This is a genomic window from Parabacteroides distasonis ATCC 8503 (genome assembly GCF_000012845.1).
Taxonomy (GTDB): Bacteria; Bacteroidota; Bacteroidia; order Bacteroidales; family Tannerellaceae; genus Parabacteroides; species Parabacteroides distasonis.
In genome coordinates this window covers 2,872,501-2,886,424 of the sequence record NC_009615.1, presented here as the reverse complement: position 1 = coordinate 2,886,424, position 13,924 = coordinate 2,872,501, and the positions used below count along the sequence as shown (strand labels likewise).

Here is a 13,924-nt window from a genome sequence, read left to right as displayed (position 1 = left end):
GGGTAAATTTAAAGTTCTATATTTATTCGTATCAGATTATTCTTTAAGATTTCTCCGGTGCGGTCAATCTCTTTGTCGTCTTTATCGGCCCACGCTTTTCGCCATGCCTTATAGTCTTTGACAAATAGGGCTAGCTCTTTCGGAGGAAGCCAATGAACCGTGAATCGTAGATGTGCCGGTATCTTCTCTCGCAAGAATTCTTCAAGACGAAGCTGAAAATCCGGCCGTTGCCGCGTACGTTCTGTTTGTGAGAGGATTGCCGTTAAGGTAAATTCCCGGGAGGGGACTGGATGATCAGTCGCCTTCGGTGAATGCAGGAGTATGTTTTCCAGAATGAAAATTTGCTCTTTCGCATCTTCCCATCCGAGTATGGAATAGAGATATCTTTCCAATCCGGAAAGGGAGTCTGCGTCGAATAGATTACAGCCTAGATACCGGTCCCGGATAAGTTCCGGTAGTTGTCGCAGGAACCGGACTCTTCGTTGACGGTTTATCTCTTTATGGGAGTAGCGGAGAAAAGGCTGGTTGCTATTTTCGCCGTAGATTTTATCCAACGTATCCAATAGCAGATCTTTGTTTTGTTCCATAGAAGCGGAACCGGGGGTTCCCATATTTAAGGCCATCCAATCTTTTAGATGGTTCATTTCTTTATGTCCCTCCGAAAAGAGATGGTCGAATATAGAAAGATATGCCTTGAATGAATCGGTAAACGAGTCCTTGTAGCAAATCGGGAAATCATTTGTGACGCTATAATCATTCAGATGGATATGGCGACTGTCCATGAGGATCGATTTGGCTTGTTTTTTCTGTTCTCGTATCGCATGGTTGATATTATTCCGCGAATGCAAACGATTCAATACTTTTGTGGCATTAATCTCTACTGCTTGTTGGTTTTGGTAAAGTCGTATCTTGATTTGCTCAGGGGAAGATAATGCCAATGTATAGGCGTATTCACCCTCTTCAAAACCTTGAAATTCCAAAGAGTGTATCGATAGAACCCCTTGTATCTGCTTGATCCCTTTGAAAAGCTTGTATATGGGAAGCGCACTACCTGTATAATGACTTCCCGGTGCGAATAATTGAATCGCCTCCGTATAAATGGCGATCAAGGTTTTTTCCGGAGAGATGCTACCGTCTATATCGATATTTCCAATAAGTAATAAAGGTTTTCTTCTTACGAAATGGATTGCGTGTAGGGCTTCTCCTAAATTCCGGTTCGCGTGATATAGTTCCTCAATCTTTTCCTTGATTTTCTTTTCTTCCTGTTTGTGTTGATCTTCTGAGATAAAGGACGAGAGTTCTATAAATAGGTCGAACCATCCGTGGCAGATCTGATCATTGGATCTATAAGGGTGGATTTGCAGGTCCGATAAGTTCATTAAGTAATCAGTGTTATCTAATTGATCTAAAAAATGGTCTCGGTAATCTTTGGGTGTCACAGGGGCCATCCCGGAAACCCGTTCAGGACTGAACAAGCCGTAATCCTCCGGATTGAAACGATTATTCGATCCGGTGAGATATTGTTCTAATGGGAAACTCATTTGGTAATCCAATTCGCTTAAGGCGTAATTTAAGATGTCCAGAGTCGTGATTCCCGGGTCGTGCGGGGCATGGTCTGTCCACAATTGTCCCGAAAGCTCCCGGATTGTTTCCAAGGCATTCTTTTGGAGGTTATCGAATATGGATTCCTCCGTTTTTAGTTCTTGCAGGTTGGGCAGATCATCCATGGCTATTCTTGATTAAAGGTGTTTCTCCGGTCGGAGGCATCCATCCGGTAATCTTTCCATAAATCGGTTATCAGGAAACAAACAAAGATGTTGTCTCCATAATCCCGTCCGCTACGTATTTGCAACTTGCATTTTTGTCCGGGGCCGTACCAACGGAATTTGATCTTGTTAAAAAAGGAACCGAACCAAGATTGATTCGTACGGATTTTTCGATGTTTCCCGTAACAATGGATAGCCGTGGCTTCCACCAATGCGTATTGTCCGCTTTTTAACTTACCGCATCCAGCCATGATGCGGTAGGCACGACATCCTTCCGTTGGTATTTGCAGGGTATGCCATTCGCCATCTGCGGGAAATTTACCCCGTATCGCGCCGTCGAAGCGGGTTGCGGAAAGACTGCCGTTGATACGTATATCCATACCGGGTTGGTTCATCTCGATACGACCGTTTGGATGAAGCGATAGTATCGGTTCATCTTGCCCTTGACGTATGATATGGAGTTGGCTATTGTTACCTAGGTATATTTTCCACTCAGGAATATTGTCTTGTATGTTCGTGAATAAGCTGATGACGGGACTGTTTTCCTTGGAAGGAGCTAACCGTAAGCCATCATCCGGATTTTTATCGATCCCGTCGTCGGAAATATTGACCATGGAATCGATTAATTCGTAGAAATGCTTTTGGTTGGGCATACTTCCGCGCTTAAAGTATTCTTTTAGTGTATTTCTGTTTGTACGAGGCATATCCGGTTTGTTTTATTTGTTAATAATAAAATTACTTCCAACTCCTAAATATCCGAGTCCGAGTTGTTCCAATAGTTCGTCTTTTTGGTCAATATATAGCAAATGCCTATCAGAAGGAACTAATATGCACCAAGGTTGGGAAGGGCTAACGTTGAAATTTTGCCTAGCCTCTTCCGGGTAGCGGTTTAGATAATAGCTCTTTTGTTGGTCTTTTGCCGTATATACGACATGCGCTACGCTTAATATATCAATGTCCACGATGGCTTCACACTCTCGTATGGAGTTATAAAGATCGGTCGATGAGAACGAAAGCCCAAATACCGGGATCTCTTCCTTATCTCGCCAAGGTGCGATACAATTATTAATGCGTGCCTCTGTCTGGCGGAGTATATCTCCTACGGGATATCCGGGCTTTATCCGGAGGTTACAGCAAACGGTTACTTCCTCGTAGACCGGAGTGATTGCATCAACGGTAATGAACGGACTTGTCTTGTCACCTATATAATCTTCGATTCGCATGAGTAGCCTATGTTCGCATAAAGGCAAGATCTTTTTATCTTTCTCCTTTTGCATCACGACCAATGTTACGATCGGGCTCCTGTTTTGAGCTTTACTGTCTATTCCGGGCAAGCAAAGTACTTTTTCGACTTCGGGGAACTGAGCCAATGTTATTTGCTCGTAATTCCTAGGCAATACAGCCCGGTTCCGATGGGACATCTCTTGGGTGATCCGGAGCCGCATATCCTCTGGCGTTTCCGGCGAACGTCCTCCTTTAGCGGGTATGATCTGGTAAATATCCGTAAGTCCCGGCATACTTTTCTCGAAAGAAACGAGTCCCGTGAAGCTTTCGAGTTCCTCACCGATCAGGGCTTCCATTTCTTCGGGGATTTCTAACCGGGCTTTCACTGGGTTTAGATAGACATTTCGTATGGATGAACAATTTTGCGTGTGGCAAGATACTTTTGCCGAAAGCCAGAAATCTCCATTTATGTCAAGCATTTCCTCGCTAATAGGTGAGGGAAGCAGGATGTCTACCAAACCTGTATTCAACAGATTCCCGGTTGTATCGGAAAGTAAATTACCCGGTTTGATAAACTCCCATTGCTTGCCGTTGAAGAAAGACCATTGTACGCAAGGAAGATATTCTTTTTCGATTTCCCGTTTCAAGGCAGCCATCTCGAAGAATAAACGGATCTGGTCGTTACCGATCGAGTTACCAATACCGAATAGAATAATCCCATCTTCTGTGGGTACTTCCACCATTGGGAACGGATGACGTAGATCGATTTCATGTAATTCCTTTTGCCTCAATGGATGGATATGATAGATACGGCATCTATCTCTTGGGGTATCGCCATTGAAAAAGTATTCTTCCTCGGCGCTATAACCGATACCTATACTTTCAATCATAGGGTTGTAAGGAGGTTTGGGCACCGGGGTCTGTTTACGGGTATGGCTGTTTCTTATCATGATATCCGCAAAGAGCATCCGGTACTCCGTCTGCCCGAATCCGCCGTTCGGATCTGTGAGTCTAATCCTGAAGAAGCCTTGCTGGGCTTTCATGTATTGATATTGCTCTTCTTCCGTGGAGACCGTAATGTTTTTGAACGGTTTGTCGTAAACGATCTCGCTGTACTCCGAGAGCTTTCCCCTAGGGGAAGTATGCTTGTTTTTCGTATTGAAGAGACAAGATGTACTTTCCGGTAATTTTACCCATTTCTGGTCTGTTAGTTTTTCCCATTCAACTTTGAAGGTGGTATTATCGATAGGTGTCTTATATGCTTGATACAAATCATAGAAACCTCCTTCCGAATAAGGTAGATCCGCCCATTGCAAAGTAATACCCATGGATTGGATAGGCTTGATCGCTATCTCATAATTACCGAATGCGAACCATGAGCCTTTTTGAGCTTCTAACCCGAATAAAGGGAAATGTACGCTTGCGTCTACTTCTCCCAGAGGATTATAGATTTTCAAGGATGACATGCCGGATACATGTACCTTTATCTTTAAGCTAGTAATAAAAATACGGTGTACCCAAGAGTAGGGGAATAACCAAGCATCCGTGTTCATCAATATACGGAGCGCTGGGTTCCGTGTTTGGCAACCATGAGCTTCAGAGCAAGGTGTTGTAGGGTCGAATTTCTCATTAAGGACGAATTTCAGATAAAAGGAGTTTTCGTTGATGAATGTCAAGGTGTAGGCGTATATCGGGGCCCAACCTTTCTCTGTGCTTAACTCCAATAGGAAAGCGTCGTTTAATACACGCCCGGTTTCGTGGGAAGATTGTTCCGTAGTAGCGATTAATTCTTTGAAATATGATATGGAGTCTTCTTCTAATCCGAATGTGATATGTATATCCCGATGTCCTTCCCGAAGTAATAACATGGGAGATTCGATCATCAGTCCGGCTTGTATAGAGGATTGGTTCTCAAAGATTAGCTCTGAGTCCAGATTGGGCTTCTTAGAAAAAACTTTTCCGATCCTGTCATTCAACTGTTTTTGCCAGATGGACGTAACGAAGCCTAATCGGCTCGCTGGATATTTTTCGGATCTTTTTCCAATAGTAACGAATGTATACTCGTTATTTTCATGTCATTGACCGAATAATCTTCGTCCGTACGATAACAAAATTGGATATCTTGCGCAGGAAATGGTACCTGTGTTATAATACCTGTACCCTTGGGTAACTGGGCTTGCCGTGCGGTATTATTCTTCACGGCGATAAACCAAGCGGAAGGAATAATCGCTTTTTGGGGAGATTCCTTCAATATTTGGTTGACATAAAATAACGGATAAGCTTCCCAGCGTTTATTGAACTGATCTACCAGATATTGATAGTTTTTCAAGAAAGCGATTAAAACAGCTAATGAGGGATCGGTCTCTCCGCTTTTAGCGATTTCTTGGATGTAAATCTCCCGTTTGTTTTGTAAATTGCGGAGGATACGTAATAATAGGTAGAGACTTCTACGAACCGTTTTAGGATTGGATAGGGTTATTAGCTGAAGTCTCTGGTTATATTTCTCCATATCCAGAAATAAATCGGACATGGAATCTCTAAAGATCCGATGATTCAATCTTTGATACCAATCAGAGAACTTATGGTATAGAGCGTTTCTTAGATAGGTGATTTCTCTGTTACTTTCCGGTGAGTTCTCATTTTGCCACAAAATGAAACTCTGTTCGATCCCGATTGTATCTGTTTGCTTGATCTCATTGAGTATGGCTAAGGATTGGTAATGATATAAAAAGGATGATTTCGAAAAGGCACGAGCCAATAAATTGGAGAGATTTTTCTCGAGTACTTGAAAAGGCTCATGTATCCGGAAATTATTCTCCAATTTTTTTCTTGTCAATCCATCTTTATTCCATTGTTTATTCATCGGTTAGAATCAAAATAGATAGGATAGGTCAATTCTTGTTGGACATTATTCATACGTATCGTATAATAAAGTTCGATAATCAGAATGCCATCTTGAATCGAAGCCTTATTAATTTCTATGCGATCAAGCGAGACTCTAGGCTCGTATAAGAGAACAGCCTTCTCAATAGCGCTTTTAATCATGGTCTCCATGGTAAGATCTAATTGTTCAAACTGATAACGATATAGTTCCGTACCGTAATCCGGACGATGTATTCGCTCCCCTGTGCGAGTGGAGAGAAGGATGATCAAGCTTTGCCGGATGTCTTCTTCATAATTAGACATGCGGGTGGGATTATCATTATGGCTGAATTCTGGGGGGAATGCCCATCCTTTACCTAAAAAACTATTTTTATTCTGCATAAATCATTCGATTTAATTAATCATTACAACGCCTCCTTTTACAACGGTTTGGCCGGATGCGGATATTTCGGCGGTGGCAGACCCTTTTACTTTAACTCCCATTTGTGCGGAAACCTCGATATTCAAGCCATTTATCTTGGTATCTTGCTTAGACTTGGATTCGATACCCATTCCTTCTGTCTTGACATTCCCTCTTGCCTTAAATATGAGATCTTTGCCGGATTCTACCATAATTCCGTTTTTATCCATACAGACCTTGTTCTTATTAGCATCGGATAACAGAATTTGCTTTTTGTCATCATCCAATATGAGCGTGTTCTCTCCGGGAGTCCTTATTGTGATAATCTTTTTATCATCGTCCAAAGTAATTTTCAACTGGTTTTTTGTAACAATTGTCTTTAAATTATTTTTTGGATCTAAAGAAACCGGCGTTTTTCGTTTGCGACTGTACAAACTTCCGATAATCACAGGGTGGCAGGGGTCCTCATTGATGAATTGCAGGACTACCTCATCATCGACTTCCGGTAGAAATAACATGCCGACCCCATTGCTTGCGTACGGACTGACCGGCCGAGCCCATATCTCCGTCTTCTCACATTGTAACAAGGGTATATCGACTAATATAAAATTCTCGAAATCTTTATTATCTCCGATCTTTTTAACGATCCCTATTTGTAATCCTCGTATACCGGGCAAAAAACCACTAGCTGCGGGAGCGACTACATCGGGCTCTTCGGTAATGACTACCGGATTGAAACCCATATAGACTTGTGTCTTCCATTCGCCTCCTTGTAGTGTATGTTCTACTGATTGAACAAATGCGTTTCCACTATAATGTTTGCTTAATCCTTCCAATTTGATAATACAGCCCGGAATAATAGACGCATTCCCGTAAATTGTGATGGAGCCTTGAAAACGTGCCAGGCCGCTCCATAAAGCTTGCGCATCGGCCCAAGCATGTAAAGAAGCGTCGCCGATGGGAGCGTTAGTTTGATAAAGCATCACTTCATTTGCCAGACCGGATAGATCCTTTGCGGCGATATCGCCTTGGGCATTGAGAGGAGGTTTGCTGGCGGTGGCTTTGATAATTTGTTGACGGCTCACGTCCCAAGCGCAAGCTTTTGTATCTGTGTATTGCTCGGAAGCGGATATAGAACCATCGAAAGCGATTAAATTATCTCCATAGGTGATGGTTAAGACCGGGGAGGCGGATACATTCGGTTTACATACCTTGACTTGTTTACCGTCAGTGATAACGACTAATCCGTTATTTTGTGCTCGTGTGAGTACAAAATCCCAATCTGTACAATAATATTGTACCAGTTGTGGAATTTCTATACCGGTGCTATCTACTTTGGCGGAAAGCCCGTATTGTCCCAGAATCTTCTTGATAACGGTATCATCTTTACTATTTTCATATACATTATTTTTACGTCCAAAGGTTACAGGATATGCGAAACCCCTACATTCTAAAATAAATAGAGTTTGTTGTTCGCTATTGATTTTTAACTGATGGGTTGTAACGCATCCCTCAAATAAGGTGTTGACCTTATCTGTTGGACCCGCTTGAAACTTAAGCTCCGTACCCGAATTGAATATTTTGTTGTCTGGTATTTCAAATTGGCTGTTGTCGATAATATCAGCGCTGATGGAGATCGTTGCTTTATCGATCTTATTACATGCTCTGTATATTTTTGCATTGATTACGGAGTATTGCTCCGTTACATCTTTACCATTTAGTAATAGTTTGATTATGAATGAATTATCCATATTCATTATATTTTAGGGAACCATAATTGAGTTCCGGGTTTTATATCTCTAAAGCTGATTAGGTTATTTATGGAGGCAATCATTGGAGCATAACCAGAATTTTTATATTCTTTTGCGCATAACCCGATTAGACTGTCTCCTTGTTTAAAAGTAACGAATTTACCCTCAGCTTTTTGATTTTTCTTTTTTGCTTGTGTCTCTCTACTACTAATCGCCTCTGTTAGTGACAAGGAGCCTTTAGCTCGTAAAGGATTGCCCTTGGGCGAGAATAAGGTGTAATCCCAATTTAGGTTGGTTAATCTCCCCTTGAAAATGAGACTCCCCCAAATTACTTTAAGGAAGCAAGGGCTGGGTGGATCGATCTCCGCGCTAGGAAGAAAAATGATATTCTCCAAATCCTTGATCCTTTCTGTCACGGTTTTTTTCCCCGTCGGGATAATACCGGTACCATCGAAGTGTATATCAAAAGAGAGAGTGGAGGGGTTGGTGTGTTTATACTCCGGTAGTTGCTTATCCTCTTTTATGCTTTCGTCTTTCTTATAGGAGGTAGATTTGCTTAACTTATAGCTATCCGGATTGATTTGGACGGTGATACTACCCAATTTCTCGCCACCTTTGTATTCAATTGATTTATATGCCTCGATGATCAACTTTTGGTTCATGTTTTACCGCTCCTTTCTACAAGAAAAAAGGTTAGACAAATCTTTCTTGGCCTCACGAATTATCTCCTCTTTGATTTGTTGTATCAAATCACGGGAGAGAGGGAGGTCGGGTTCCTTTTTCTGTTGTGTCACTTTTGTGGACACTTGGATTTCTTTTATAGTTATAGCCATTGCTTAAATTGTTCTTTTTTCGTATCTTCTGTATCTCTTATCGACATACGGATCAAATTAGTATAAGCCATCTCCAATGTTTCAATCACCAACTCATTCTTTTGGGAATTCAATGCGCTAATGTCCCATTTTACAGGGTAAGCATTGAGCACAGACCAATTATTTAGGGGAAAATGCCCGGCATCCAGCAATGATATAGTTAAATTGACGGGAACGATCTGGGCACTTCCATTATTTTCCAATACTTTAACCACATATGTCTCTAGCACATGAGGCAAAGGCATTAAAGAACGTTTCAACACAAGGTTACCGTGCTTTCGTCGGGTAGGCACCTGATAGCTGAAACTGTTTTCTCCCCCTTCTTTAATCGTTTCCGTCTCCATTTCAAGTTGTAGTCCCGAGACCTCTTGGAAAGAGGTCTCGATCAATCCTTCGAAAGTCACGTTGAAATAAAACGCTACCGGAGGAGGGACAATATGATCAAACCTTAGCATTAAGCGTTTTCTATGGTCAATCCTTCATGCGCTAAATCTAAGGTTTCGATGGCAGCCTCGTTTCCATCGGATTTTAAGCTGACACCGGTAACCTTAGTCGGCCATGCGTTCGATAATTTCCAAACCATCGTAGGGCTTCCTGCTTCATCCAGTAAGCTGATTGTTACATCTTCTCGCTGTATTGTGTTCATTTTTATCTTGTTAAACCAATCGAATAATTTGTTATCCGCTTTGAAAACCCCTTTCTTTAGACTGACATTGCTCGTCTTCTTCAGTCCCGGCATCTTGATATTTGAGAAAACCGGGCTATTACCATGTCGGTACTCAATTACTTGGGCTTCCATATCCAGACCAGATACCTCTTTAAAAGCGATTTCCCCGAGGCTACCTAATTCTACCTTAAAATAAAAACTGGGTAACGGCCATACATTATCTTGTGCTTCTCCTGCCATATTCGTATTTTTTAATAGGTTTTAATTCTTAAATTATCAGCTTTTTTGCATTTGTTGTTGGAATGTGATCTCGATAAATTCCGCAGGTCTGGTAATAGCCACGAATACGGATATCCTGAGGATACCTTCCAGAATATCCTTCGGAGTCATCGTGTCTCCCAATCCGATATGAATGCTATATGCGTCTTCGGGGGAAGTTCCTGCTAATCCACCTCGTTTCCATACGCCCCGTAAGAATCCATCTATCATACTACGCATATTTACCCATGTATTTACTACATTCGGTTCGAATACATAGGCACGGGCGGCGTTCTTGATCGATTCCTCTAGGAAGATCATCGTACGCCTTACGTTAATATAACGCCAGTCTAACGAGTTACCATCCATCGTGCGGGCACCCCAAACCTTGATTCCTTCACCGGGGAAGCTACGTATCGCGTTTACGGCTTTTCCATTCATCGGTACGTTCAGATCTTCTTTGGTAATAAGACTCTTCCTTAATCTTTATCGGATATTCTGTGCTGATACGAAAAACGTCCTTATCCATGAAACGGATTTGCTCGGGATTCTTGAAGCTAATATTTTCCGGTCCATTATCCTCCATAAAAATATCCATTGACGCATTTTCTGGATTACGAGGTATCAAGATAAAATCCCAATAGGCTTCTTTTGTGTGATAATGGATTTCTTTCTGTATTGGGCATTTCGTTTCTAATAATTCTTTGGTAACATGAATGATCACATTGAGCCGATTCAGTCGGTTATCGATAACACTTAATTGTATATCTGAATCATTTAGCTCTTCCGGTAGCAGGGATTGTGTATACAGTAAAAAATTCGGATCTTTTGAATGTGCTTGAAACTCAAGGTTGAGACCATCCGGGGAGGTTGAAAGGTGATCAAGAAGCTCTTCTCGATCTCCAATTAGTGCATATTGATTTCGCCCCGTTTGCCTAAAAGGATATTTAGGTCCTCCTAATACGACTCTATTCGTTCTCCTGGGTTCTATCTCGAAGATTTCAGAAGGAATACATTCATTATAATATTCATGACTAAATATAATGTTAATTAAAAAGTCAAATTTCATCATTGGTTTGTTTTATCGTTATAATATTCCAAAAGTAGATAAAAAGAATATGGCATGATATTAAATACTATATGTTTGATAACATTATTTCTAATTTATTTTTTGACTTGATATTCGTTGTTTTATATCCTTGATTTCTGTTCCGGCAAAAGATATGATTCGTGCTTTACATAGGATTGATGGATAATAATGCCCTCCTAATATACTCCATATATTACTGAGTTCTTGCATACTAATTGTTATGGTCTCGAGCGTTATGGTACCTTGGTCTGGTAATTTAAGAATGGAATTTTGTTGTAAGAAGGAGATTGAATCCAATAATATTTGTATAGATTCTAAGTATCTTTTAGATGAAAAAACAGCGGCAACCATAATATATATATTCAAGTACCATGGTGGAGATGTTTGTTGGAATGTGTTATTTTTTGTGTTCCTATAGGGGGCAGAGATTCCCATTGCTGTCTCTCGCTCTATATTCACGATAGAAAGTATGATTTTATCCGATTGATCCTCATTTGGAGTCGCATCAATACTTCCGGCTTCCACTATAATTTCTGCCCGTTCATAATAGCTGGAAAGAAATTCGTTCATTTTCTCTGCGAGTGTGTTTATTAATACGTGTATCATGGTCTTTTGCTTTATTTGTGCTAAAGGTAAGGAATAAATTTGTTTTTCTGCTTTATAATTTCATTGTCTGAATTCTTTCTAGCAAATTACCTTCGTTTCGATTCGTGATAAGAATTAAAATCGTTTTCTGATTATCATAGATAATTACGTCTTGGCGGTTTCCTGAAAAAGATTGAAAGAAAAGTTGATCCTGAGATTGGGCTATGCTTATTGTGTATTTTTTATCTACTCTTATTTTCTATTATGTGACTTCGGAAAAACACGTACGACTTTTTTCGAAAACACGTACGACTTTTCTCATAAACATGTACGACTTTCCGGTAAAACATAATCGTGTTTTTAAGCTGTTAATGTTCAGTGATTTATATTTTTGTATCATTCACGCACTTATTGTATGGAAAATTATCACATCGCCACTCAATAAATCATATATACCTCCATGTAGAAGTGCGGCACGCTATGTCTCTATAACAGGATGTCTCCAATAGGGTGAGAATCGAGTAGTATGGCTTTATCACACGTACATTATATAACTTGTTAAGTCTTGAAAAAAAAACTTGAAAAATAATTCCGAAAAAGTTTGGAGGTTATGTTTTATAACACTACTTTTGCACCCGCATTCGAGAGAGAACGCCGGTACAAAATGATGAAACAAACTTTTAGAAAAAAAGTTCCGAAATAATTTGGAGGTTTAAAATAAAAGTCCTTATCTTTGCATCCACGTTCGCAAAACGAAAGCGACAAAAGAGTTCTTTGAGAGATTTACATAATTCAACAAGTAGTACAAGTATTAGGAAAATTAATTTTCCGGATCGATACCGTCAATAGAGTATGACTTTGGACTACAATAACGGATTCCGGAGCGAGGATATTAAGAAACAATTTAAACAACGAAGAGTTTGATCCTGGCTCAGGATGAACGCTAGCGACAGGCTTAACACATGCAAGTCGAGGGGCAGCACAGGTAGCAATACCGGGTGGCGACCGGCGCACGGGTGAGTAACGCGTATGCAACTTGCCTATCAGAGGGGGATAACCCGGCGAAAGTCGGACTAATACCGCATGAAGCAGGGATCCCGCATGGGAATATTTGCTAAAGATTCATCGCTGATAGATAGGCATGCGTTCCATTAGGCAGTTGGCGGGGTAACGGCCCACCAAACCGACGATGGATAGGGGTTCTGAGAGGAAGGTCCCCCACATTGGTACTGAGACACGGACCAAACTCCTACGGGAGGCAGCAGTGAGGAATATTGGTCAATGGCCGAGAGGCTGAACCAGCCAAGTCGCGTGAGGGATGAAGGTTCTATGGATCGTAAACCTCTTTTATAAGGGAATAAAGTGCGGGACGTGTCCCGTTTTGTATGTACCTTATGAATAAGGATCGGCTAACTCCGTGCCAGCAGCCGCGGTAATACGGAGGATCCGAGCGTTATCCGGATTTATTGGGTTTAAAGGGTGCGTAGGCGGCCTTTTAAGTCAGCGGTGAAAGTCTGTGGCTCAACCATAGAATTGCCGTTGAAACTGGGGGGCTTGAGTATGTTTGAGGCAGGCGGAATGCGTGGTGTAGCGGTGAAATGCATAGATATCACGCAGAACCCCGATTGCGAAGGCAGCCTGCCAAGCCATTACTGACGCTGATGCACGAAAGCGTGGGGATCAAACAGGATTAGATACCCTGGTAGTCCACGCAGTAAACGATGATCACTAGCTGTTTGCGATACACTGTAAGCGGCACAGCGAAAGCGTTAAGTGATCCACCTGGGGAGTACGCCGGCAACGGTGAAACTCAAAGGAATTGACGGGGGCCCGCACAAGCGGAGGAACATGTGGTTTAATTCGATGATACGCGAGGAACCTTACCCGGGTTTGAACGCATTCGGACCGAGGTGGAAACACCTTTTCTAGCAATAGCCGTTTGCGAGGTGCTGCATGGTTGTCGTCAGCTCGTGCCGTGAGGTGTCGGCTTAAGTGCCATAACGAGCGCAACCCTTGCCACTAGTTACTAACAGGTTAGGCTGAGGACTCTGGTGGGACTGCCAGCGTAAGCTGCGAGGAAGGCGGGGATGACGTCAAATCAGCACGGCCCTTACATCCGGGGCGACACACGTGTTACAATGGCGTGGACAAAGGGAGGCCACCTGGCGACAGGGAGCGAATCCCCAAACCACGTCTCAGTTCGGATCGGAGTCTGCAACCCGACTCCGTGAAGCTGGATTCGCTAGTAATCGCGCATCAGCCATGGCGCGGTGAATACGTTCCCGGGCCTTGTACACACCGCCCGTCAAGCCATGGGAGCCGGGGGTACCTGAAGTCCGTAACCGAAAGGATCGGCCTAGGGTAAAACTGGTGACTGGGGCTAAGTCGTAACAAGGTAGCCGTACCGGAAGGTGCGGCTGGAACACCT

General features: G+C 42.1%; 11 protein-coding genes, 1 rRNA gene and 1 pseudogene (1 of these 13 cut by a window edge). 1 reads left to right on the top strand and 12 read right to left on the bottom strand.

Features of this window, described 5'->3' with window-relative positions:
- Nucleotides 1-8: 8 nt before the first annotated feature.
- The 12 genes and pseudogenes from BDI_RS12285 to BDI_RS12230 form a co-directional block, all read right to left on the bottom strand.
- Entirely contained in the window at nucleotides 9-1,727 is a 1,719-nt protein-coding gene (locus tag BDI_RS12285; protein ID WP_011966860.1) for a hypothetical protein, read from the bottom strand.
- A 2-nt stretch (nucleotides 1,728-1,729) separates the two neighbouring features.
- Entirely contained in the window at nucleotides 1,730-2,419 is a 690-nt protein-coding gene (locus BDI_RS12280) for a hypothetical protein (RefSeq protein WP_230321812.1), read from the bottom strand.
- Nucleotides 2,420-2,482: 63 nt separating this feature from the next.
- Nucleotides 2,483-4,966, bottom strand: coding sequence for a hypothetical protein (locus BDI_RS12275; RefSeq protein WP_227742497.1), 2,484 nt, complete (start codon nucleotides 4,964-4,966; stop codon nucleotides 2,483-2,485).
- Between the two features lie 29 nt (nucleotides 4,967-4,995).
- A complete protein-coding gene (locus BDI_RS12270) occupies nucleotides 4,996-5,853 on the bottom strand; it encodes a hypothetical protein (protein WP_011966857.1) in 858 nt (285 codons plus the stop codon).
- The gene (locus BDI_RS12265) at nucleotides 5,850-6,254 is read right to left on the bottom strand and encodes a GPW/gp25 family protein (protein ID WP_005867028.1); all 405 of its coding nucleotides are present in this window, start codon (nucleotides 6,252-6,254) and stop codon (nucleotides 5,850-5,852) included. Before BDI_RS12265 ends, BDI_RS12270 begins: the two co-directional genes overlap by 4 nt.
- Before the next feature lie 12 nt (nucleotides 6,255-6,266).
- Nucleotides 6,267-8,024: a type VI secretion system tip protein VgrG gene (gene vgrG, locus BDI_RS12260; RefSeq protein ID WP_011966856.1), complete on the bottom strand. Its 1,758-nt coding sequence runs from the start codon at nucleotides 8,022-8,024 to the stop codon at nucleotides 6,267-6,269.
- A gap of 5 nt (nucleotides 8,025-8,029) precedes the next feature.
- Nucleotides 8,030-8,686 (bottom strand): hypothetical protein, encoded by a 657-nt coding sequence (locus BDI_RS12255; RefSeq protein ID WP_011966855.1) that lies wholly within the window; start codon nucleotides 8,684-8,686, stop codon nucleotides 8,030-8,032.
- Nucleotides 8,687-8,847: 161 nt separating this feature from the next.
- Entirely contained in the window at nucleotides 8,848-9,351 is a 504-nt protein-coding gene (locus BDI_RS12250) for a phage tail protein (RefSeq protein WP_005861439.1), read from the bottom strand.
- Nucleotides 9,351-9,803, bottom strand: coding sequence for a phage tail protein (locus tag BDI_RS12245; protein ID WP_005861441.1), 453 nt, complete (start codon nucleotides 9,801-9,803; stop codon nucleotides 9,351-9,353). The genes BDI_RS12250 and BDI_RS12245 overlap by 1 nt, the downstream gene beginning before the upstream one ends.
- A gap of 36 nt (nucleotides 9,804-9,839) precedes the next feature.
- A pseudogene (locus BDI_RS12240) lies at nucleotides 9,840-10,283 on the bottom strand (phage tail sheath C-terminal domain-containing protein); the annotation flags it as partial.
- On the bottom strand, nucleotides 10,231-10,890 hold the full coding sequence (locus tag BDI_RS12235) for a hypothetical protein (RefSeq protein ID WP_005861445.1): 660 nt from the start codon (nucleotides 10,888-10,890) through the stop codon (nucleotides 10,231-10,233). The gene BDI_RS12235 and the pseudogene BDI_RS12240, both read right to left, overlap by 53 nt.
- Before the next feature lie 90 nt (nucleotides 10,891-10,980).
- The gene (locus tag BDI_RS12230) at nucleotides 10,981-11,517 is read right to left on the bottom strand and encodes a DUF4255 domain-containing protein (RefSeq protein WP_011966853.1); all 537 of its coding nucleotides are present in this window, start codon (nucleotides 11,515-11,517) and stop codon (nucleotides 10,981-10,983) included.
- 887 nt (nucleotides 11,518-12,404) lie between these two features.
- Here BDI_RS12230 and BDI_RS12225 point away from each other — a divergent pair.
- A 16S ribosomal RNA gene (locus BDI_RS12225) occupies nucleotides 12,405-13,924 on the top strand; it runs 5 nt beyond the window's last position.